Annotated in this window: 25 protein-coding genes; 15 read left to right on the top strand and 10 right to left on the bottom strand. The window is 67.1% G+C overall.

Going from position 1 to position 21,669, the window contains the following annotated elements:
• The first annotated feature begins 77 nt into the window (after positions 1-77).
• From CGU34_RS14895 to CGU34_RS14910, 4 genes are all read left to right on the top strand, one after another.
• Positions 78-2,114, top strand: a complete 2,037-nt coding sequence (locus tag CGU34_RS14895; RefSeq protein ID WP_232711700.1) for an APC family permease — start codon at positions 78-80, stop codon at positions 2,112-2,114.
• A gap of 5 nt (positions 2,115-2,119) precedes the next feature.
• A complete protein-coding gene (locus CGU34_RS14900; RefSeq protein WP_232711723.1) occupies positions 2,120-3,421 on the top strand; it encodes a SufS family cysteine desulfurase in 1,302 nt (433 codons plus the stop codon).
• Complete coding sequence (gene sufU / locus CGU34_RS14905) at positions 3,418-3,858, top strand: Fe-S cluster assembly sulfur transfer protein SufU (protein WP_036294978.1); 441 nt, start codon at positions 3,418-3,420, stop codon at positions 3,856-3,858. The genes CGU34_RS14900 and sufU overlap by 4 nt, the downstream gene beginning before the upstream one ends.
• Positions 3,859-3,982: 124 nt before the next feature.
• The gene (locus tag CGU34_RS14910) at positions 3,983-4,399 is read left to right on the top strand and encodes a hypothetical protein (protein WP_100814557.1); all 417 of its coding nucleotides are present in this window, start codon (positions 3,983-3,985) and stop codon (positions 4,397-4,399) included.
• Between the two features lie 55 nt (positions 4,400-4,454).
• On the opposite strand, the gene CGU34_RS14915 is transcribed toward CGU34_RS14910, so the two are convergent.
• Positions 4,455-5,432 carry an SRPBCC family protein gene (locus CGU34_RS14915; RefSeq protein WP_100814558.1) on the bottom strand — a complete coding sequence of 326 codons (978 nt, stop codon included), beginning with the start codon at positions 5,430-5,432 and terminating at the stop codon, positions 4,455-4,457.
• 1 nt (position 5,433) lies between these two features.
• Positions 5,434-5,826, bottom strand: coding sequence for an ArsR/SmtB family transcription factor (locus tag CGU34_RS14920; RefSeq protein ID WP_100814559.1), 393 nt, complete (start codon positions 5,824-5,826; stop codon positions 5,434-5,436).
• Positions 5,827-6,009: 183 nt separating this feature from the next.
• On the opposite strand from CGU34_RS14920, the gene purL reads away from it, so the two are divergent.
• Positions 6,010-8,373 (top strand): phosphoribosylformylglycinamidine synthase subunit PurL, encoded by a 2,364-nt coding sequence (gene purL / locus CGU34_RS14925; protein WP_100814560.1) that lies wholly within the window; start codon positions 6,010-6,012, stop codon positions 8,371-8,373.
• 7 nt (positions 8,374-8,380) lie between these two features.
• Positions 8,381-8,512, top strand: coding sequence for a hypothetical protein (locus tag CGU34_RS17595; RefSeq protein ID WP_269800311.1), 132 nt, complete (start codon positions 8,381-8,383; stop codon positions 8,510-8,512).
• 12 nt (positions 8,513-8,524) lie between these two features.
• Here the strand turns inward: CGU34_RS17595 and CGU34_RS14930 are convergent, their stop codons facing one another.
• Positions 8,525-8,974 (bottom strand): SRPBCC family protein, encoded by a 450-nt coding sequence (locus CGU34_RS14930; RefSeq protein ID WP_100814561.1) that lies wholly within the window; start codon positions 8,972-8,974, stop codon positions 8,525-8,527.
• Between the two features lie 114 nt (positions 8,975-9,088).
• Between CGU34_RS14930 and CGU34_RS14935 the strand changes: the two genes are divergently transcribed.
• The 4 genes from CGU34_RS14935 (at position 9,089) to CGU34_RS14950 (ending at position 12,658) form a co-directional block, all read left to right on the top strand.
• Complete coding sequence (locus CGU34_RS14935; protein ID WP_100814562.1) at positions 9,089-10,138, top strand: hypothetical protein; 1,050 nt, start codon at positions 9,089-9,091, stop codon at positions 10,136-10,138.
• A 69-nt stretch (positions 10,139-10,207) separates the two neighbouring features.
• Complete coding sequence (locus CGU34_RS14940) at positions 10,208-11,401, top strand: MalY/PatB family protein (RefSeq protein WP_232711701.1); 1,194 nt, start codon at positions 10,208-10,210, stop codon at positions 11,399-11,401.
• A 37-nt stretch (positions 11,402-11,438) separates the two neighbouring features.
• On the top strand, positions 11,439-12,347 hold the full coding sequence (locus CGU34_RS14945; protein ID WP_198517849.1) for a hypothetical protein: 909 nt from the start codon (positions 11,439-11,441) through the stop codon (positions 12,345-12,347).
• Positions 12,344-12,658, top strand: a complete 315-nt coding sequence (locus CGU34_RS14950) for a hypothetical protein (protein WP_157811346.1) — start codon at positions 12,344-12,346, stop codon at positions 12,656-12,658. The genes CGU34_RS14945 and CGU34_RS14950 overlap by 4 nt, the downstream gene beginning before the upstream one ends.
• Here CGU34_RS14950 and CGU34_RS14955 read toward each other — a convergent pair.
• The 3 genes from CGU34_RS14955 to CGU34_RS14965 all read right to left on the bottom strand — a co-directional run bounded on the left by CGU34_RS14955 (position 12,655) and on the right by CGU34_RS14965 (position 13,873).
• Complete coding sequence (locus CGU34_RS14955) at positions 12,655-12,906, bottom strand: response regulator transcription factor (RefSeq protein WP_100814564.1); 252 nt, start codon at positions 12,904-12,906, stop codon at positions 12,655-12,657. The genes CGU34_RS14950 and CGU34_RS14955 overlap by 4 nt on opposite strands.
• A 31-nt stretch (positions 12,907-12,937) precedes the next feature.
• Positions 12,938-13,162 carry a tautomerase family protein gene (locus CGU34_RS14960; RefSeq protein WP_036296598.1) on the bottom strand — a complete coding sequence of 75 codons (225 nt, stop codon included), beginning with the start codon at positions 13,160-13,162 and terminating at the stop codon, positions 12,938-12,940.
• Between the two features lie 144 nt (positions 13,163-13,306).
• Positions 13,307-13,873: an AAA family ATPase gene (locus CGU34_RS14965; protein ID WP_198517851.1), complete on the bottom strand. Its 567-nt coding sequence runs from the start codon at positions 13,871-13,873 to the stop codon at positions 13,307-13,309.
• 86 nt (positions 13,874-13,959) lie between these two features.
• Here CGU34_RS14965 and CGU34_RS14970 point away from each other — a divergent pair, with 86 nt between their 5' ends.
• Positions 13,960-14,277: a YbjQ family protein gene (locus tag CGU34_RS14970; protein ID WP_100814565.1), complete on the top strand. Its 318-nt coding sequence runs from the start codon at positions 13,960-13,962 to the stop codon at positions 14,275-14,277.
• 42 nt (positions 14,278-14,319) lie between these two features.
• Positions 14,320-14,757: an alternative ribosome rescue aminoacyl-tRNA hydrolase ArfB gene (gene arfB, locus CGU34_RS14975; RefSeq protein ID WP_100814566.1), complete on the top strand. Its 438-nt coding sequence runs from the start codon at positions 14,320-14,322 to the stop codon at positions 14,755-14,757.
• A 168-nt stretch (positions 14,758-14,925) separates the two neighbouring features.
• On the opposite strand, the gene CGU34_RS14980 is transcribed toward arfB, so the two are convergent.
• The 3 genes from CGU34_RS14980 to CGU34_RS14990 form a co-directional block, all read right to left on the bottom strand.
• Entirely contained in the window at positions 14,926-15,840 is a 915-nt protein-coding gene (locus CGU34_RS14980) for a glycine betaine ABC transporter substrate-binding protein (protein WP_100814756.1), read from the bottom strand.
• A gap of 76 nt (positions 15,841-15,916) precedes the next feature.
• Positions 15,917-16,903, bottom strand: coding sequence for an ABC transporter permease (locus CGU34_RS14985; protein ID WP_100814567.1), 987 nt, complete (start codon positions 16,901-16,903; stop codon positions 15,917-15,919).
• Positions 16,903-18,216, bottom strand: coding sequence for a quaternary amine ABC transporter ATP-binding protein (locus CGU34_RS14990; protein WP_100814568.1), 1,314 nt, complete (start codon positions 18,214-18,216; stop codon positions 16,903-16,905). The genes CGU34_RS14985 and CGU34_RS14990 overlap by 1 nt, the downstream gene beginning before the upstream one ends.
• A 355-nt stretch (positions 18,217-18,571) precedes the next feature.
• Here CGU34_RS14990 and CGU34_RS14995 point away from each other — a divergent pair, with 355 nt between their 5' ends.
• Genes CGU34_RS14995 through CGU34_RS15005 form a run of 3 tightly spaced genes read left to right on the top strand, consistent with a single transcriptional unit; the run spans position 18,572 to position 20,555 of the window.
• A complete protein-coding gene (locus CGU34_RS14995; protein ID WP_036296609.1) occupies positions 18,572-18,964 on the top strand; it encodes a GntR family transcriptional regulator in 393 nt (130 codons plus the stop codon).
• Complete coding sequence (locus tag CGU34_RS15000) at positions 18,961-19,872, top strand: ABC transporter ATP-binding protein (protein ID WP_036296611.1); 912 nt, start codon at positions 18,961-18,963, stop codon at positions 19,870-19,872. The genes CGU34_RS14995 and CGU34_RS15000 overlap by 4 nt, the downstream gene beginning before the upstream one ends.
• A complete protein-coding gene (locus tag CGU34_RS15005; protein WP_036296614.1) occupies positions 19,869-20,555 on the top strand; it encodes a hypothetical protein in 687 nt (228 codons plus the stop codon). The genes CGU34_RS15000 and CGU34_RS15005 overlap by 4 nt, the downstream gene beginning before the upstream one ends.
• Positions 20,556-20,576: 21 nt before the next feature.
• Here the strand turns inward: CGU34_RS15005 and CGU34_RS15010 are convergent, their stop codons facing one another.
• The gene (locus CGU34_RS15010) at positions 20,577-21,662 is read right to left on the bottom strand and encodes an ATP-binding protein (RefSeq protein WP_036296617.1); all 1,086 of its coding nucleotides are present in this window, start codon (positions 21,660-21,662) and stop codon (positions 20,577-20,579) included.
• Between the last annotated feature and the right edge of the window lie 7 nt (positions 21,663-21,669).

Consider the following 21,669-nt stretch of genomic DNA (forward strand, 5'->3'; position numbering starts at 1 on the left):
GGCTGCTTGACACCCCTTCATCCCGGATCGCCGCATTCGCTTGCACGCAACCCACCGCGGGCGTAGTGTCGCCGCTCGTGGCTAACGACAGTCGCGGCGAGGGTGCGAGCTCTCCAGCCGTCAAGCGCTGGATTCTCGGCGAACCTCTCCATACCGAACAGCTCGACGGGCAGCTGCTTCCGAAGCGACGCGCGTTGCCGATCTTCGCGTCCGACGCCCTGTCGTCCGTGGCCTACGCTCCCCAGGAACTTCTGATGATCCTGCTGACCGGCGGGCTCGCGTTCCTCGCCTTCAGCCCGGCCGTCGCGGCAGCGGTCGTGGTGCTGCTGATCGTGGTCGTCGTCAGCTACCGGCAGCTCATCAAGGCGTACCCGTCGGGCGGCGGCGACTACGAGGTCGCGTCGAAGAACCTGGGCGAACCCGCCGCGGTGGTCGTGGCATCCGCTCTCCTCGTCGACTACGTCTTGACGGTCGCCGTGTCGATCGCGTCCGGTGTCGACAACATCATCTCGGCCATCCCGGAGCTCAACCCGTGGCGGATCGAGTTCGCTGTCGGCTTCGTCGTGCTGATCATGGCCGTGAACCTGCGCGGGGTGCGCGAATCGAGCAAAGCGTTCGCGATCCCGACCTATGTCTTCATCGCTTCGGTTGCGGTCATGATCGTCGTCGGCCTTGCCCGCGTCGCGCTCGGCGACCCTCCCATCGCGTCGAGCGCCGAGTTCGCGGTGCAGGCCGAGGATCTCTCGCAGGCCGCCGTGATTCTGCTGGTGCTGCGCGCGTTTTCGAGCGGATGCTCGGCCCTCACGGGCGTCGAGGCCGTCTCGAACGGCGTTCCCGCCTTCCGGCAGCCGAAGGTGAAGAACGCACAGGCGACCCTCACGCTCATGGGTGGCATCGCCATCCTGCTGTTCGCCGGTCTGACGGCGCTCGCCCTCTTCGCGGGTGTGCACTACGCCGAGAACCCCTGCAACCTGATCGGCTTCGACTGCACGACCCCCCAGCCGAGCCTCATGGCCCAGGTCGCGAGCGCGACATTCGGGATGGGAAGCATCCCGTTCTTCATCATCCAGGCCGCCACGGCGTGCGTTCTGCTGCTCGCCGCCAACACCGCGTTCAACGGCTTCCCGCTGCTCGGAGCCGTGCTCGCCCGCGACGGTTACGCCCCCAAGTCGCTCAACACGCGCGGCGACCGGCTGGTCTTCTCGAACGGGATGATCGCGCTCGGTCTGGCCGCGATTGTCATCCTCGTGATCTACCAGGCGAGCCTCACGAGCCTGATCCAGCTGTACATCATCGGCGTTTTCGTGTCGTTCTCGCTCGGACAGATCGGCATGATCCGGCACTGGCGCCGGGCGATCCGCACGGGCGCGTCGGGTGCTGACCTTCGCGCCGCACGCATCGGTCTCGCGATCAACGGCGCCGGTGCGGCGCTGACCGTCTTCGTGCTGGTGATCGTCACGATCACCAAGTTCACGCACGGCGCGTGGATCGTCTTCCTGCTCATCCCGATCCTCGCGACCCTCATGATCGGCGTGAACCGCTACTACCGCGATGTCGAGCACGAGATCGAGATCGACGACACGACCCACTTCGGCTCACAGGGAGACGTGGCGATCGTGCTGGTCGGGCGCCTGCAGAAGCCGGTCGTCAAAGCGATCGATTACGCGCTTGCTGCCAAGCACGACAAGACCATGGCCGTGCACGTCTCGGTCGATCCCGAATCGACCGACCATCTGCAGGCCGAGTGGCAAGAACACCGGATGCCGGTGCCGCTCGTCATCGTCGACTCGCCGTATCGCACCTTCGCGCATCCCGTCCGCGAGTTCATCCAGGCCTATCGCAAGAAGAACGGGTCCGCGGTCATCACCGTGTATCTGCCGCAGTACATCGTCGGGCACTGGTGGGAGAGCTTCCTGCACAACCGGCGCGCGAGCCGGATCGCGCACGACCTGATGCTCGTGCACGGCGTCACCATCACGCTCGTGCCGTGGCTGCTGGATTCGACCGAGATCGTCTACGGTCGCCGCTCGCGCCCGCTGCCGGGCGGGGACCGATCCGGCCTGCCCCCCGAGACAACCTCGAGCCGGATGCCGCGGCGTAGCCTGGAGGAGTGAAACCCCTGGCCGTGCCCCGTGATGCGACGTCGTTCGACGTGCCTTTTGATATCGCGTCGGTCCGCACCGACTTCCCGATCCTCGGCGAACAGGTGAACGGCTCACCCCTGGTGTACCTGGATTCTGCGGCCACGAGCCAAAAGCCGCGCGCCGTGCTGGATGCCGAGGCATCCTTTCTCTCGCGCAGCAACGCGGCCGTGCATCGCGGCGCACACACGCTCGCGGCCGACGCGACCGATGCGTTTGAGGACGCGCGGGTAGCTGTTGCTGCCTTTGTCGGTGCCGATCCCGACAACCTCGTGTGGACCTCCGGCGCTACGGCGGGCATCAACCTCATCGCATACTCGATCGGGAATGCATCCCTCGGACGCGGCGGCGAGGCGGCGCAACGCTTTGCCCTGGATCCCGGTGACGAGATCGTCGTGACCGAGTCCGAGCATCACGCCAACCTGATTCCCTGGCAGGAGCTTGCCGCGCGCACGGGCGCGGTGCTGCGTCATATTCCCGTTCTGGATGACGGACGGCTCGACCTCGAGGCCGCCGCCGGGATCGTCGGGCCGCGCACACGGATCATCGCGTTCCCGCATGTGTCGAACGTGCTGGGCATCGTGAACCCCGTCGACGAACTCGTCTCACTGGCCCGTTCGGTCGGTGCCCTGACGGTGCTCGACGCCTGCCAGTCCGCCCCGCACCTCGCCCTCGATCTGCCGGGACTCGGCGTCGACCTGGCGGTGTTCTCGGGCCACAAGGTCTTCGCGCCCTATGGCGTCGGCGCGCTGTACGGGCGCTCGGAGGTGCTCGAGGCCCTGCCACCGTTCCTCACCGGCGGTTCGATGATCACGACCGTGACCCTCGAAGCGGCCGAGTACCTCCCGCCGCCGCAGCGCTTCGAGGCGGGGACACAACCCGTGTCCCAGGCGATCGGCCTCGCGGCAGCGGTGCGGTACCTCGGCGCGCTCGGGCACGATGCGATCGCAGTGCGCGAGGCATCCCTCGAACGTCGCCTGGTTGCGGGGCTGCGAGAGGTCGCGGGGGTCCGCATCCTCGGTGACGCCGCTGGGGTCGACCGGGTCGCCCTCGCCTCATTCGACGTCGACGGCGTGCACGCGCACGATGTGGGGCAGTTCCTCGACGCACGCGGTGTCGCCGTGCGCGTCGGACACCATTGCGCCCAGCCACTGCACCGCCGATTCGGGCTAACCGCCACCGTCCGGGCGAGCGCGGCTTTCTACAACACGGAGGACGAGATCGACACCTTCCTGGACGCCCTGTCGGGCGTGCGCCCATTCTTCGGAGCATCGGCATGAGCGGTCTCGAGTCGCTGTACCAAGAGTTGATCCTGGATCACTCGAAGCATCCGCATGGCACGCCGCTCGCACCCGACGAGGGCGCGAGTGCAGCGTCGTACCAACGGAACCCGATCTGCGGGGACGAACTAACGTTGCGGGTGCGCCTCGACGACGCGGGCGCGATCCGCGATGCGACGTGGGAGGGCGCGGGCTGCTCGATCTCGCAGGCTTCGGCCTCGATGCTGTCGGACTTGGTCGAAGGGATGCCCGGGGCCGAAGCATCCGTTCTCGTCGACGGATTCCGCGAGGCCATGCGCTCGCGCGGCAAGCTCGAGCTCGACGTCGAGGAGTACGGCGACGCGGCCGCTCTGTCGGGCGTCTCGAAGTACACCGCGCGTGTCAAGTGCGCGATGCTCGCGTGGGTTGCCCTCGAGGACGCACTGGCCCGGGCATAACGTCGCCTCCTCCCCAGCGCGGGGACGGACCGAGTTGTCCACCGACGCCACCGACCGCGCGGGTCGGGTCGAGACCCGCCGACAGGCTGGGCGTATGCCCACTGGACCCGCTGATACTCCACCGATGCGCGACGACGCTGCTCTCGAAGGCTGGCTGTTCGATCTGCTGATCGGCGCCACACATCCGCAGCTCTGGCTGTTCTTCCTCGACGAGGATGACCGCCCAACCGGCCCCGTCATGCCGTGCGATGAGCTTCCGGATCACCCGGACGAACTCACCGCGACAGACGACCTCGGCACCCTGCCCGTGGTCGAACTCTTCGCCCACCGCTTCGCGGACCTCATGCGCGAGTTCAACTTCGCGCAGGTCATCGTGGTGTGGGAACGGTGCGGTGGCGACCAGATCACCGAACTGGATCGCGCGTGGGCGCGGCTCGGCGACCACCTCGTCCGACAGGGCGTCCGTGTGCGGGCGCGATTCTTGCTCCATGAAGACGGCATGCGGATCTTCACGCCGGACGACCTGCCCGCCGCGGCGTGAGGTTCGGGATACTGACGCCGCGCCGCGGCGTGAGGTTCGGGATACTGACGCCGCGCTACCCCGCGATCATTCCCTCGAGCCGGGCGTAGCTCGTCTCCATCCCGTCGGTCATGCCCGTCGCAAGGACCATGTCACGGGTCTCCTTGTCGGGGTACTCGATCAACACCGTGATGAGCGTGGCGCCGTCCTCTTCCTGCAGCGACAGGTCATTGAGGGTCGACGGGAAGTCGGTGTCGGTCATGTGCTCGGTCGTCACCGAGCGGCGAGGCGCCTCCATCACGAGCGTCTCACCGTCGAAACCGAACGGCTCTCCCGCCACTCCCGCGTCGGGCGCCCACGCGTAGCGGTAGCGTCCGCCGACACGCGCGTCGACCTCGCACACCGTCATCTGCCACCCGTCCGGGCCAAGGAGCCACTTCCTCATCAGCTCAGGCTCATGGTGCGCGCGCCACACCAGGTCGCGCGGACCCTCGATCATGCGCGTGATGCTCACGTGGGTGTCGTCGAGCAGCTCGGTCTGCGTACCCTTGCCCTGCGCGTACGCGCGGAGCCCTTCGAGCACCCGGTCGAGCTGGCTCATCGCCATGGTCGAGCCTTCCACCATGCCCATTGCGACCATCTGTTCGAGCGCCTCGTGAGAGGCGAAGTGCGTCGTATTGATTACCCGCGTTCCCCCCGATGTCTCCTCGAAGGTCAGGACCATGCGCATCGACGGCATATCGGCGTCGATCTCACCGTCCTCACCGACGAAGCTGTCGATCACCTCGAGGCGCTTCGGGGCATCGATCGCGATGAACTCCCACGCGGCTCGGGGTGCGTCACCCTGCGGCCCCGTCATCCGGTACTGCGCGCGCCCGCCGACCTGCAGGTCGAACTCGGTGAACGTCGCGGGCCATCCCGGAGGGCCCCAGAAGAGTTCGAGCTGGCGGGGGTCGGTGAACGCCGTCCAGACGCGTTCGATCGGTGCGGCGAAGTCGGCGACGAGCGTCATCGTCAACGCTTCGGGGTCGGTGGTGACGTCGGTGACGGGCATGTCACGCTCCTTCTGTGGATGGGTCGATGGGTTCGGTCTGGGGTGTTGCGGCGAGCAACAGGTCGAGGCGGTCGATCCGTGCGCGCCAGAGTTCTTCGTAGCGCGCCAACAAGGCGCGGGCCCGGGCGATCATGGTCGGGTCCGCCCGCACCAGGCGCTCGCGTCCCTCGGCGCGCTTGATGATGAGGCCGGCCGCCTCGAGAACGCCGATGTGCTTCTGCACGGCCGCGAACGACATGTCGTAGTCCTGGGCGAGCGTCGAGATCGACTGCTCGTGCTCGATTGTTCGACGCAGGATGTCTCGGCGCGTCGCCGCGGCGAGCGCCTGAAACACGCGGTCGATCTCGTCATCGCTCAGCTCGCTCGCTTCTCCCTGCGCCAATTGTGCAACCATTTGGTTGTACGTTAGCGCCGTAGCCTGTTCCCGTCAACCCCGTTCGCCCGCATTCATCCGCTCCGCTGTCGCAAATCGACCTTCAAAGCGCCGATCAGCGTCGTTCTGTGACAGCGGAGCCGGCCCGAACCCCCGGCTAGACTGGGCCGGTCCGGCATCCCGCGATTTTTGGAGCTCAGCCGCGTGACGACAGCCACCCAGAATGCCCCCGCGACGCCCGTCGTCGACACCGTCGAAAACGCCGCGGCGACGCCCGAGCGCACCCAGCCTTTCGAGGCCCTCGGCCTCAAGCCCGACGAGTACGACCGCATCCGCGAGATCCTCGGCCGGCGGCCCACCAGCTCCGAGCTGGCGATGTACTCGGTCATGTGGTCGGAGCACTGCTCGTACAAGTCGAGCAAGATCTACCTGCGCGAGTTCGGCCGCCAAATGACCGACAAGATGCGCGAAAAGCTCATGGTCGGCATGGGCCAGAACGCCGGCGTCGTCGACGTGGGCGACGGATGGGCCGTGACCTTCAAGGTTGAGTCGCACAACCACCCGAGCTACATCGAGCCCTTCCAGGGCGCGGCAACCGGCGTCGGCGGCATCGTCCGCGACATCATCTCGATGGGCGCTCGCCCCGTCGCCGTCATGGACCAGCTGCGTTTCGGCGCGATCGACCACCCCGATACGGCGCGCGTGGTGCACGGCGTCGTCAGCGGCATCTCGTTCTACGGCAACTGCCTCGGCCTGCCCAACATCGGCGGCGAGACGTTCTTCGACTCGGTCTACCAGGGCAACCCGCTCGTCAACGCGCTCGCGGTCGGCGTCATGCGCCACGAAGACATCAAGCTCGCGAACGCGAGCGGCACCGGCAACAAGGTCGTGTTGTTCGGTGCCCGCACGGGCGGCGACGGCATCGGCGGAGCATCCATCCTCGCCTCCGACACGTTCGCCGACGGTGGCCCGACCAAGCGGCCCGCCGTACAGGTCGGCGACCCGTTCGCCGAGAAGGTGCTGATCGAGTGCTGCCTCGAGCTTTACCGCGACGAGCTGGTCGAGGCGATCCAGGACCTCGGCGCCGCCGGCATCTCGTGCGCCACGAGCGAGCTCGCTGCCAACGGCGGCAGCGGCATGAAGGTCGACCTCGAAGAGGTGCTGCTGCGCGACCCTCGGTTGACCCCCGAAGAGATCCTGATGTCCGAGTCGCAAGAGCGCATGATGGCGATCGTCGCTCCCGAAAAGCTCGAGGCGTTCCTCGCGGTGACGGGCAAGTGGGATGTCGAGACCAGCGTCCTGGGTGAGGTCACCGGCGACGGGCGCCTCGTCATCCACTGGCACGGTCACGAGATCGTCAACGTCGACCCCGCGACCGTCGCGGTCGACGGCCCCGTCTACGAACGCCCCGTCGCCTATCCCGCATGGATCGACGCGCTGCAGGAGGACTCGGCGAGCGCCCTGCCCCGCGCGACCGACGGCGAGACACTCCGGGCCCAGTTCGCCCAGCTGCTGTCGAGCCCGAACCTGGCCGACAAGTCGTGGGTGACGAACCAGTACGACTACTACGTCATGGGCAACACCGCCCTGGCCTTCCCCGACGACGCCGGCATGATCCGCGTCGACGAGGAGTCGGGCCTGGGCTTTGCGATCGCGACCGACTGCGACAGCCGCTTCTGCCAGCTCGACCCCTACGAGGGCGCGCGGCACGCGGTCGCCGAGGCGTACCGCAACGTCGCCGTCGCGGGCGCTGTCCCGACCGCTGTGACGGACTGCCTGAACTTCGGCAGCCCCGAGAACCCCGAGGTGATGTGGCAGTTCCAGCGCTCCGTCCAGGGCATCGCGGATGCGTGCCGTGAACTCGAGATCCCCGTTACGGGCGGAAACGTCAGCTTCTACAACCAGACCGGTGACCAGCCGATCTATCCGACCCCCGTCGTCGGAGTTCTGGGCGTCATCGACGACGTCGCGCGTCGCGTGCCGAGCGGCTGGCAGGATCAGGGCGAGAACATCTACCTTCTCGGCATCACGTCCACGGAGCTCAGCGGCTCCGAGTGGGCGGGCGTCGTCCACGATCACCTCGGCGGCCGACCCCCGCGCGTCAACCTCGGCGACGAGAAGACCCTTGCCGAGCTCCTGCGTGCGGCATCCCAGCAGGGTCTCATCTCGAGCGCCCACGATCTGTCGGGCGGTGGCCTGGCACAGGCTCTCGCCGAAAGCGTGATCCGCTTCGGCGTCGGCGCGCGCGTCTGGCTGCGCGAGATCATCGAGCGCGACGGTGTGGATGCCTCGGCGGCCCTCTTCTCGGAGTCCACCGGTCGTGTTCTGGTGAGCGTCCCCCGCGAGGACGACGTCAAGTTCCAGGGCCTGTGCGAGGGACGCGGTTACCCGGTGCTGCGCATCGGCGTGACGGACATCGCTCCGGCCCGCGGCGCCGAGCTCGAGATCCAGGATGTCTTCACAATGGGTATCGACGAGCTGAACCGGCTCTGGCGGGGCACGTTGCCCGCGGCCTTCGGCGCGACGATCGGCGAGTTCGAAGCCCCGACCACTCCCCCGATGGCCTAGGAGCGACATGTCAAACGACGAACTCGAAAGCTACGGCGAAAAGCGTCAGAAGCGTGTCCGGGTCGTGGCATGGGTCGTGATCATCGCTCTGCTCGTCACCGGCGGCGGCGCGACGGTTCTGGCGCTCATCTTCGGCTGAGGCCCGCGTGGGTCATTGTCTGCTCGGATGGGTCGTCCCGAGCAGTAATCTTGCGCGCTCGAGCGCGGCGGCGAGCGTGGAGCGCACCGATTCCGCGATAAGCGGCTCGGCGAGTCGCATCATCCCCGCGGGATGGCCCTCGATGGCGGCACGGACGCGGCATCCCCCCTCCACCGCGGTGAATGCGAATTCGACAGACGTCGGCATCGGGCCCTCGATGCTGTCCGTCGCCATCCGCAGTGGTGGGTCGAATCGGCTGACCCGCCACTCGAAGTCCATGCGACGCGAGAGCACACTCATCCGCGTTCGAATGGTGCTCCCCACTCCAACCGGTGGTGGGGATGTCAGTTCCTCCGAGACAACAGTCGTGTCCCATTCCGGGCGATGGCGGCCATCGGAGAAATAGGCGAACACATCCTCGGGCGAGCGGTTGATCGTGACGGCTTCGGTGATGGCGAACATGGCACTCCCAACAGACATGGTGCGCTCCAGACTCGCATGATCCGAAGGTATGGGGCCCCTTCTCGCCGCAACCCTGCCCGCACGCATATCCAGGAGCGCGGTTAGCATGGCGGGATGGACCCCTTCTTCGCGTTCGCCGCGGAGTTCTGGTGGCTGGGGCCCACCGTGATCGCGGGCGGTGCGGCGTCGTTCGCCGGGATTCGCTATGGCCGCCGCCAGCGCGCGCGGGCGCTCGAGTACGCCGGCGCGAAGCACGAACTGGCGGTTGCGCGGGTGCGCCTGTTCACCGCTCGGGCCCAGGCGAAGAGCGCGCAGGCGACGCTGCTGGTCGCGAAAAGCGCGCGCCAGAGCGGGCGCGGGTCGGTCGGCGAAATCGAGGCCGCGCGGCATGCGGTGGGAGAGGCTCAGCGCGAGCTGCGATCGGCGCAGACGGGACTGCGTGGGCGCCGCGTGCAGGTCAAGGCCGCAAAGGCACTGATGCGCCGGATGCCTCGCGGCGACGAAAACCTGCCGCTATCGCGGCTCGTGGCCGAACACGATGCGGTGCTGTCGAGCTGGATGGCGTACGAAACCGACCCGGCCAAAGCGATCGCTTTCCCCACGATGAGCGATGCGCGGGTGCCGGCGACGGCGGCGCTGCTGACCGCGATGGACGCCGCGCGCTGGCTCCGGCCGCGCCCGGGCAAACCCACGCTGACGCCCGAAGAGTTTGCGCGCTACCGCACCGCGGTGACCGAACTCGAGGCAGCGCTCCACACCGCCGAGGCGGCCGCATGGCGTGCGGCGGGGGCATCCGGTCGTCCGCCGGGGGCCGCATCCGATGGCGCACACGCACCGAGCGTCGGCTCGAATGTTCCGCCGCAATTGCGCGGCGCCTGGGATGACCTCGTCGAGAACGCGCGCGCGGCGGCCGTCACAGCAGCGGCGGCAGCGACCGAGTCCGCGCGCGACGCCATCTGGCGCGCTGCCAAACGGAATCCGCGAGCGGAGGATGTCCCGCCCACCCCGGACTCCTCACCCCCGCCCGCATCCGCACAGCCCGCACCGCCCGAGTCATCCGCGCCACCCGAGTCGTCCGTCCCCGGATCAACGCCGAACGACGACCCGCCCGCGGCCGATAAGCGGAAACCGATCTGGCCGATCCCGCGGCGCTCATCGGACTGAGGGGAATGGAGAACCCCTAATCTCACGCTGAAGCTGTAAGTGGATCCCCTGACGAGAGAAAGCAGTGCCGTGACCCTCGACTTCGATGCCCTCACAGAGGACGATCTGCGCAACGCCGGAAGCGTGAAGTGGACGAACTTTCCCGGCACGATCGGAGCGTGGGTCGCCGAGATGGATTTCGGCCTCGCGCCGCCCATCAAGGAAGCCCTGAAGACCGCACTCGACCGCGGTGTCACGGGATACCTCCCGATGCAACTTTCCGACGACCTCGCTCGCGCCACCTCGGATTGGTATGCCGACCGGTACGGATGGCAGGTTCCCCCGGAGCGCGTGCATCACGTGCCCGATGTCATCGCGGCGTTCGAGCTGACGATCAAGCACTTCACGATGCCGGACTCGGCGATCATCGTCCCCACCCCGGCCTACATGCCGTTCTTGATGGTTCCGCCGCTGCTCGGGCGTCGGGTGATCGAGGTCCCGAGCATCGAGATCGACGGTCGTTGGGTCATCGATCACGACGGGGTGCGCGCCGCCTTCGAAGACGGGGGCGAGTTGTTCGTGCTCTGCAACCCGCACAACCCGTTGGGCACCGTCTCGACGCGCGACGAGCTGATCCAAGTGGCGGAAACGGTAGCCGCCGCGGGTGGACGGGTCTTCTCGGATGAGATCCACGCTCCGATCGTCTACGGCTCGGCCCAGCACATCCCCTACGCCTCCGTTTCCGAAACGGCCGCTTCGCACACCATCACGGCGGCATCGGCCTCCAAGGCCTGGAACCTCGCCGGGCTGAAGTGCGCGCAGGTCATCCTGTCGAATGATCAGGATGCCGCGCTGTGGGAGACGTTCGGCATGTGGGCAGGCCACGGCACGGCCACGCTCGGCGTCCTCGCGAACACCGCGGCCTACTCGGCCGGGGGCCCCTGGCTTGAGAACGTCGTCGACTATCTTGATGGCAACCGTCAGCTTCTCGAGCACCTCGTCACCGAACACCTCCCCGGGGTGCGGCTGATCAAACCCGAAGGAAGCTACATCGCGATGCTGGACTTCCGTCAGACCGGACTCGTGGGTGACCTCGGAGAGTGGTTCCGAGAAGAAGCGGGCGTTGCGATGACGGACGGCGCGGCCTGCGGTGTGGCCGGCATCGGGTACACGAGATTCGTCTTCGCGATGCCCCGGCCCATCATGCGCGAGGCGATCATGCGGATCTCGCGGGCGTTGGAGCGTCGGGCCGCGAGCGCTGAGGCGGCGGCCGACGCGGCCTGAAGCCGCTCGGATGCTGTCGCGCGCGTAGCATGACGGGGTGGAACCTTGGCAGTTCTTCGGCTCCTACTGGTGGCTGATCTTCCCCCTGATGGGCGTGGCAGGGGGCGTCGGTCGAGCCTGGCAGAAGGCGCTTGAGCGTCGCCACAAACGGCGGCTCGAGATCATGCGGGCCAAGAGCGAATTGCGTGCGGCACAGGTCGCCGCGCGAGCGCAACCTGCGGTGACGGATGCTTCGGGGTCGCGCGCGAGCGACACCCCGGTTGCTCGTATGCAGCGTCTCTTCGACGCGCACGACGCGGTCACGTCCCGCTGGCTCGAGTATGAACTCGACGTGGCAAAGCTGATCGCTTTTCCCGCGATGAGCGATGGACGTCAGCCGCTGACGGCGGCGTTCCTCCGCGCCAAGCGGAAAGCGGACGGACTGCGACCGGACTCTCCCAAAGCGCGTGTCGGCAAAGACGAACTCGTGGAGTACCGCGACGCGGTGCACGAATACGAGGCGGCGTTCGATATCGCCGAGCGGGATGCCCGACGCCTGCGTGACGGCACCTTCACCGAGGTCGAGCGAAAGCGCCTCGATACGGCGAAGCAGCTCCTCAGCGTGGCGGTGGATCAAGCGGCAACCCCCGCCGAGCGCCAGCTCGCCTATCGACGCGTGCGTGAGGAACTCGACGGCCTGATCTCGGTGTCGGATGAGGCCATCGAAGTCCTCGAGAACCGCGTCGCCCTCGAGTTGACCGCGGGCGAGCCGCTGGCAGCGGAGTCCGGGGCAGTGAACACGACGGATGACCCGGGACCGCCGCCCCCTCCCCCCGAGCATCCCGCCGACACTGCCGAACCCGCGGTTGCCCCGGCATCCGCTCCCCCCACCGGTTCGTGGCCCGTTCCGTCGCGAGCCTCGACGCCGCCCCCCGGCCGCGTGACCCGGCCCCGCCCGCACGCATGACGGATGGGAGCGATCCCGACGTAGCGCTCCTCGGTGAAGTGCTTCGTCTGCTCACCCGGCTGGACCCGTACTCTCTCGAACCGGGCGGGCCGGACGGAGTCCCGGCCGATGAATACGCGTTCGAGGCGCGTTCGATCGCCGTCCTGCTCGCGCAGAACGGCGGCGTCACCGCCGATCAGGTAGACGCCGTATGGCATGAGTGGTTCAGCGAGCCCCTGAGCACCGCCGTCGGCGAGAAGCCCACTCACGAACTTGTGGCCGCTCTCAATGCCCTGATCGGAGGCCGGGAAGAGCGAACCGGTCTCGGCTAGATCAGCCCGTTTCGAGCGGCGATCGAGACCGCGGCGGCGCGCGTCGGCGCATCCAGCTTGGTCAGGATGTTCGCAACGTGCCGATGAACCGTGTGCTCACTGATCACCAGGGCTGACGCGACATCTCCCGTGGTCATTCCCGTCGCCACAAGTCGAAGTACCTCGCGCTCTCGCGGAGTGATCAGATCGCGACCACGGGGCGCGACGGCGGCCACACGTCCCTCATCGACCGGCTCCTGGGATGCCACGCTTCAGGATGACACCGCCAGCGCCGTTCGACTAGGCCGCGACGCCCGCGGCGAGCGCCTTCACATCCGACGTGGTGAGAGGGTTGCCGGCGATTCCCCAATCTCCGCTGTGCACCTCTTCGACGATGCACCACGTGACCGGACGCATGTTCTCGCCTTCGATGGCGACCATCGCGTCCGTGAGCTCGCGCACGATCCGCTGCTTCTGTTCCGCGGTGAAGACGTCTTCGATGAGCTTGACCTGAATGAGCGGCATGGCTTCCTCCTCGTGTCGGTTCCTCGCGTTCGAGGACATGCTCAGCCTCTCGCCAGCCCCTCCCGGCCACATCGCCGCGACGGGCCAACTTCGACGTTCCGGCGGCCCGGACGGGCCATGAGGAGCTGAACCGACGTGGGGCGCTCAGCGGGTGGTCTCCGCCAGCGGCCCCGACAGCCACGCCTCGACCTCGCGCGGCGAACGCAAGCGCACGATGCGCAGGTCGGGGCGGTCGAGCGCGAGTTGACCGACGAGCATCCGGTGTTTGTTCCACGTCGATATCGCCCACCGGACGATGTGCTCACGGTTCGTGAAGAAGGTGTGCAGCGGTGGTTCGATATTGCCGTTCCACAGAACCTCTCGGCGGAAGCGGCGGCGCAGGGTGCGGCGCACGACGCGCGGCAGCGTCACCGTGACGAACGGCGGATCGAGCCAGACAACGAGGTCCGCGTGCTCAGCCAGCAGGGGCCGTGCGGACGAATACTGCCACTCGGTGGTCCAGGCCTCCGCGCTCACGAGCTCTCGCACGTCCTCCATGAAGACGGGGCGCGGTGTCCAGTCCGGGCCATGAAACAGTCCGTCGATCTCGGTGTGCGGCGCCTCCACCATTGCTGCGATCCGGGCTGCGAGAGTCGTCTTGCCCGCTCCCGCGACGCCGGCGACGAGGATGCGCCGGGGCCGGGACTCCAAGCGGTCGGCGAATCCCAGCATGTTCAGCATCGTATCCACGCGCCGGCAAGCGGCTCGCGCTAGCGTGGGCGCATATTCGTTCCCCAGCCACGGCAGGAGCCTTCCCCATGCTCGTCACCACGATGAACGACGTCCCCGGTGCCACGATCACCTCCGTGATCGGCGAGGTCAGCGGCCTGACCGTGCGCGCCCGCAACATCGGTGCGCAGATCGGTGCCGGATTCAAGGCGCTCGGCGGCGGCGAGCTCAAAGGGCTCACCCTGCAGCTCGAGCAGACGCGTGCCGAAGCCGTACAGCGCTTGATTGAGCAGGCGCAGGCGCAGGGCGCGAACGCCGTCGTCGCCATGCGTTACGACTCGAACGAGCTCGACCAGAACTTCCAGGAGGTCGTCGCCTACGGCACGGCCGTGGTCATCTCGAGCTGAGCCGTCGGGCGTCGGGTCGGCCGTCGGGAGGATGATGGAACCATGCCCGCCGCCCATCGACCCGGTCTTCGGGTGAACGCAGCGCTCATCATCCCCGAGTCCGAACTGTCGTGGCGCTTCTCGCGGTCGTCGGGACCCGGGGGTCAGGGCGTCAACACGGCGGACTCGCGTGTGGAACTCGTGTGGGATGTCGCGAACTCAGCCATCCTGCCGACTCTGCAACGCGAGCGGCTCTTCGAGCGCCTGGGCGGTCGCCTGGTCGATGGTGTCCTGACGATCGCGGCATCCGAGCACCGCGCCCAGTTGCGGAATAGGGATGCGGCGCGCGAGCGGCTGGCCACCCTGGTGGCCGACGCGTTGCGCCCACCCGCACCGCCGCGACGCGCAACGAAGGTCAGCCGAGGCGCGAAGGAGCGCCGTCTCACGGCGAAGAAGCAGCGCACGGACGTCAAAAGGCTCCGCCGACCCCCTACCGACTGACCGTCACCACTCGGGTCGCCGAGAACAGGCGATCCGCCGAGAACAGGATGATTGCGGCCGAATCGTCCTGTTTTCGCCCGTTTTCCTGTCTCCGACAACGCGCACCAACACGAAAGCGGGCCCCGGCCGAAGCCGGGACCCGCTCATTCGACAACAGACCAGAACAGATCAGTCGGTGACGATCGTCGAGAATGCGTCAGGGTTGGCCTCGAGCCACGCCTCGATGGCCTCGGGCTCCTGGCCCTCTTCGTACTCGTTCACGACCATGTCCTCGAGCGAGGCGTACTGCTCGTCATCGAGCTGGATGCCGGCGATCAGCTCGGCCGCCTCGGGGAAGCGCTCCGAGAAGTCGCTCGTGCCGAGGAAGTGCAGGCCCTCGGTCTCGCCCATGGCGCCCAGGGGGTCTTCGAGGTCGCGCAGGTTGTAGGCGTCGTTGGCCCAGAAGGGGCGCCATGACGTCACGACGATGTTCTCTTCGGCGGCGATCGCGTTCTCGAGCTCGGTGAGCATCGCCGCGGTCGAAGAAGTGACGAGCTCGTACTCGTCGCCCAGCTCGTACGTGGGGATCATCGCGTCCTGCGTGACGCCGGTCAGGCCCGCGCCTGGCTCGATTCCGATGATCTGTCCGCCGAACATGTCGGCGTTGCCCTTGAGGTCTTCGATCGATTCGATGTCGACGTAGTCGGGAACCGCGATCGTCAGCACAGCACCCTCGTAGTAGGCGCCGATGTCTTCGATGCTGTCGCCGTACTCTTCCATGTACTCGGCGTGCGTGACCTCGGGCCAGGCAGACGGGTACATGTCGACGTCACCCTGCGCGAGGCCGGCGTAGAGAGGACCCGCCTCGGTGAGCTCCTGCATCTCGACCGTGTAGCCGATCTTCTCGAGCTGGTTCTCCAGCAGGTAGGCGGTGCTCAGTCCGTCGGTCCACGAGGGGAGGAACCCGAGCGTGATCGTGCCCATGTCCTCTTCGGTGCCCGTGGTTCCTTCGCCGTTGTCACCGGCGCTTCCCGAGCATCCGGCGAGCGTGAGTGTTGCGGCGGCTCCGAGAGCGAGGATTCCTGTCAGCTTGCGATTTCTCATGGTGCTTCCCTTCTTCGTCATGCGTAATTGCACTGGTTCCGTATGGGTTTTCAGTTGTGATTCTTCTGGCGGCGTGTCAAACGACGCCGCCACCGACGGGAGCGCGTCGCGGTGAGGCGACCTCCCGCTCCGCCTGCTCTGTTGCGGCAGTCGAGTCGCCGCCTACTTCGCGGCGAGAGTCGGTGGCCTGTGCCGTGCGGCGACGCCGCCAGACACCTCGCAGCGAGCGGGGGTAGTCGCCCGGGTTGCCGAGCGCTGCCGTCACGCGGTCGAGGAAGACCGCGAGGATGACGACACCGAGTCCTGCTTCGACGCCCTGCGAAAGGTTGACCGTCGACACCGACTGCACGACGATCTTGCCGAGGCCGTCCGCGCCGACGATGCCGGCGAGCACCGCCATCGACAGGGCCAGCATGATGACCTGGTTGACGCCGGCCATGATGGTGGGCGTGGCGAGGGGCAGCTGGATGCCGCGCAGGATCTGTCCCGGTGTGGCACCGAATGCGTGCCCCGCCTCGACGGTCTCGGAGTCAACGCCGCGGATACCGAGCTCGGTCAGGCGCACACCCGGGGGCAACGCGAAGATGACCGTTGCGACCAGACCCGGCACGACGCCGATGCTGAAGAACGTGATCGCGGGGATCAGGTACACGAAGGCGGGCATCGTCTGCATGAAGTCCAGCACCGGCTTGAGGATGGCCCGTACCGTGTCGTTGCGAGCCGACCAGATCCCCAGCGGGATTCCGATGGCCAGCGCCACGAGCGTCGCGACCAGCACGAGCGAGAGCGTCTGCATCGCGGGCTCCCAGAGGTCCATCGCGACGATCAGCGTGAAGGTCAGCGCGGTACCGAGCGCCATCTGCCACGAGCGGAAGAACCAGCCGAGCAGCGCAAAGAGGGCGATCGCGACGACGATCGGAATCGCGACGAGGCCGTCGGTGAGGCTGTCCACCAGAAAGCGAACGACCACGGTGATGATGTCGAAGAGCCACGCGAGGTTGTCGCGCAGCCAGTCCACGCCCGTATCGATCCAGTCTCCGAGTGGAATGCGGAAGCCATCCATCAGCGCACCGCCTCACTGTCGCCGGCCGACGCTTCGACCGCGGGCGCTCCGTCGGTCGAGCTCGCCAAGAGCGCATCGATCTCGGTGGAGGGCATGGGCTGCGGCAGGATTGTGATCTCCGAGGTCTCATTCATGCCGGGGCCGAGGGCCGCCAGCAGGGTGACGCGCGGGATGACGCCGACGAGGCGCCCCTCGTCATCCGTCACGGCGAGCGGCAGCTGCGACTCGACCGCGGGGACGAACAGGTTGATCAAGACCTCGTCTTGCGAGACACTCTGCGGCACGGGCGACATGACCGAGGTGAGCGAATTCTCACCTCGACGTACGAGCTTGACCGCGTCACGGTCGGTGACGATGCCGAGCAGGCGCCGATCGCGGCCGACGACATATGCGGCCGAGGAGTACGCATCCCGCATCTGACGCAGCGCGGTGCGCGGTCCGCCGCCGTCGCTGACCACGGGTCGCGGACGCTCCATGACGTTCGCGGCGGTGAGCACGCGGGCCCGATCGACATCCTGCACGAACTGCTCGACGTAGTCGTTTGCCGGGTCGGTGAGGATGTCTTCGGGCGTGCCGATCTGCACGATGCGGCCGTCGCGCATGACGGCGATCCGGTCGCCGAGGAACATCGCCTCGTTGAGGTCGTGCGTGATGAAGACGATCGTCTTCTGCAGCTTCTGCTGCAGCGACAGCAATTGCTCCTGCATTTCGCGGCGAATCAATGGGTCGAGCGCGCTGAACGCCTCGTCCATCAGCAGGATGTCGGTGTCGGCGGCGAGCGCGCGCGCGATACCCACGCGCTGCTGCATCCCGCCGGAGAGTGCGGAGGGAAGCTTGTCGCCCCACCCGCTCAAACCCACCATCGCGAGGATCTCTTCTGCCTTCGCGAGGCGCTCGGCCTTGGCGACGCCTCGGAGCTCGAGCGGGTAGGCGACGTTCGCGGCGACGGTGCGGTGCGGCATCAGTGCGAAGTGCTGGAAGACCATCGACATCCGATCGCGCCGGATGTCTCGCAACTTGCCGGCGGGAATGTCGGTCACCGCCTGGCCCTGCACGGTGATCGTGCCGGCCGTGGCGTCGTGCAGACCGTTGAGCATGCGGATGATGGTCGACTTGCCGGAGCCGGAGAGCCCCATGATCACGAAGATCTCGCCGCGCTCGACCGTGAAGCTCGCGTCGATCACGGCGGCGGTGCCGGCGTCCTCGACCTCGGTGCGGCTCTCGCCGGCGGCTAAACGCTTGACCGCCTGCTTGGGGTTGCGGCCGAAGACTTTGTAGAGACCTTGAGCCTCGATGGCATGCGCGGTTGACACGTGTTGCTACCTCGGCGTCCCAGCGCTCACGGGATCGCATCGGTCACGCCCGGGTGGGCGATCCTCGGCCTGCGGGCATCCCGTTCGGGACTCTCGCGACACCGGCGGTGGACATCGGGTCTACCGCCCAGATCGCCGACCGTACGCTTCGCTGACACACCCATCGGGTTGGGGTCTAACGAGCGCGGACTGGTCGTGAAGGCCACATGGCCTCTGGTTCCAGACCATCAGACATGGGCAAATGGGGCAAATCTGAGCGGGCGCAAAACGGTCGATTTCAGTCATATCTTGACAGATTCGGGGTCATATGGTTACTTACTCATGTAACTAACTAACCCACTGGCCGGAGGAATGTGTGATCGAAGAAGGCCGGGCCCTGTTCCTGCAGATCGCCGAGAGCATCGAGGACCAGATCGTCGACGGCAGTCTTGCAGAAGAATCCCAGGCCCCGTCGACAAACGAACTCGCGGCGTTTTACCGCATCAACCCCGCGACCGCGGCGAAAGGAGTTTCGATGCTCGTCGACCAGGGCGTGCTTTACAAGCGACGGGGCATCGGCATGTTCGTCGCCGCCGGCGCCCGCGAACGCGTCCTCGCCGTCAGGCGGGGAGCGTTCTCGGATCGTTACCTCGAACCCCTCCTCGCCGAAGCTCACCGACTGGGTCTCGGACCCGACGACCTCGTCGCGCTCATCCGCGAGCGCGCCGACGACAGCACTCCCGCGCCTTCCGAAAGGACCATGCCATGAACCCGGTGATCGAGGTGCAGAACCTGACTAAGCGATACCGAGACACCCTCGCGGTGGACGACGTGTCGTTCACGATCGAGAAGGACGTGATCTACGGATTGCTCGGCCGCAACGGCGCCGGCAAGACCACCGCCATGTCGATCCTCACCGCGCAGAACTTCGCCACAAGCGGGCAGATCCGCGTGTTCGGCGAGCACCCCTATGAGAACGCCCGGGTGCTGCGGCGGATGTGCTTCGTGCGCGAGAGCCAGAAGTACCCCGACGATGCTCTCCCCAAGCACGCATTCGGTGCGGCCCGACTCTTCTTCCCGAACTGGGACCAGGACCTCGCCGACCGCCTGATCGACGAGCTGCAGCTACCGCAGAAGAAGGCGATCAAGAAGCTCTCGCGCGGGCAGCTCTCGGCCGTCGGGGTCATCATCGGCCTGGCGTCGCGCGCCGAGATCACGTTCTTCGACGAGCCCTACCTCGGGCTCGACGCGGTCGCGCGGCAGATCTTCTACGACCGTCTGATCGAGGACTACACCGAGCATCCGCGCACCGTCATCCTGTCGTCGCACCTGATCGACGAGGTCTCGAACCTGCTCGAGCGCGTCCTCGTCATCGATCGTGGGCGCATCGTGATGGATGAAGAGACGGATGCCGTGCGCGACCGCGCCGCCAACATCGTGGGCGACTCGGCGGCGGTCGACGCATTCGTCGCGGGCCGCGAGGTCATCCATCGCGAGAGCCTCGGCCGGGTCAGCTCGGTGACCGTGCTCGGCGCGCTGACAGCGGAGGATCGTCAAAATCTTGCGGCGGCAGGGCTCGATGCCGCACCCGTCTCGCTGCAGCAGCTGATCGTCCGTATCACCCAGCACGCGGCGGAGTCCGCCGCCGCCCCGATCGATGAGGGAGCCCTGCGATGAGCCGCACACTGAACGTCGTCCGGATGCAGCTGATCAACCGCAACACGTACATCTGGATCCCGCTGCTCGTGCTCGCGGGAGCTTTCGTCCTCTCGCTGGCGGTATATGCGCTCATTCCTGGCGACGGGGTCAAGGTCGGCGGGGGTGCCCAGGCGCCACTGTGGTACTTCCTTGTCGTCGGCGTGCAATCGCTCACCCTCACCTTCCCGTTCTCGCAGGCGATGAGCGTGACCCGACGCGAGTTCTTCCTCGGCACGTACCTGACCGCGGCGATCACCGCGGCCATCCTCTCGGTCGTCTTCGTGATCGGTGGTCTGATCGAGCGGGCGACGGATGGCTGGGGCATGAACGGCTGGATGTTCTACGGCGTGGAGATCTGGCAGGGCGGGCCGCTGGCGGCGTTCGCGTTCTACTTCCTGCTCGCGATGACGTTCTTCTCGATCGGCTTCTGGTCGGCCACGCTCTACAAGCGGTTCGGGGCCTTCTGGCTGACCGCGACGCTGATCACGATCGGTGCGGTGCTGGTCGCCGCGATGTGGCTGATCGGGCGGACCGACTCGTGGGGTGCGATCTTCGGCTGGTTCGCCGGACAGACTGCGCTGAGCCTCGCCCTGTGGTCGATCCTCGTCATCGCGGTGCTCGCAGGAACGTCGTTCATCCCGCTGCGGCGCGCGGTTCCGTAGCGCGCGCCAGGGCCCGGCTCGTCAGCGCAGCGGCACCCGCACGTCACTGCCGCCCTCATGGGTCAGACGCTCGCCCATCTGCACCAGCGTCGGCGCGGTGACGAAACCGCCCGCGAACAGTGCCTGGCCTTGCGCGAAACCGGGCGAGCGTTCCAGCAGCGACTGCGGCGCGTAGCCGAATACCGCCGACAGATCGTCAAGATCCCGGGGCGAACTCATGCGCATCAGCGCCAGGTTGTCGCATTGCGAGAGTGCATTGGGGTGGACCTTCGTCGGACGCTGCGTCGAGAGAAGCAACCAGATACCGTACTTGCGTCCCTCGGCGGCGATCTGGACGATCCGTTCGGTGAGCAATCGCTCGACCGGCGTTGTCGGGTCTGGCGGGCACAGGTTGTGAGCCTCATCGATCACGACAAGGCGTCCGATGCGCTCCTCGCGGTGCTCCCACAGGTGATCCAGCACGGCAAGGGCCGCGGCCCGTGACTCCGCCTGCGTCGAGAACCCACCGAGATCGAGCACCGTCGCATCCGGACGCTCATCGATGTCGTCGGTGACGGCCCGCTTGCCCCACGCCCAGAGGTCCCAGTCGGCGACCCCGAGATTCTCGAGTCGCGTCGCGAGTCGGTGCCGTATCGCGCCCTCGCCCGAACGCAGATGACCGACGAGATCGCCGTTCTCAACCAAGGGCATCTCGGGCTCGAAGCGCAGCATCGCGTTGTACTCATCGAAGTCGGCCATCGGATCGATCTGCATGAGCGCGGCGCGCGAGCGCAAGGGCATGCCTAGAAAACGCGCGTGCAACGGATGGTCCGGGTGTCCGGGGCGGAAGACCCGGATGTCTCGGGTCGAGAGTTCGGCGGCCTGTTCGGCGGGAGCACCCTCGCGCACATCGCCCAGGCGAACGAAGTCGGAGTTGGGGTCGAGGATCACCAGCGGGAGGCGCGTATGCAGCAGCACCTGCTCGAGCAGGACGCCCAGGGCGTAGGTCTTGCCCGACCCGCTCTGTCCGCACCAGAACGTGTGTCGGTTCAGTCGGGTCGCGAGAACGTTCGCGGTCGTCGGTTCGGCCGTACCGATCAGGGTGCCGATGGGCAGATCGCTGGACATGACACGA

Source organism: Microbacterium lacus (assembly GCF_002812805.1).
Taxonomy (GTDB): Bacteria; Actinomycetota; Actinomycetes; order Actinomycetales; family Microbacteriaceae; genus Microbacterium; species Microbacterium lacus_A.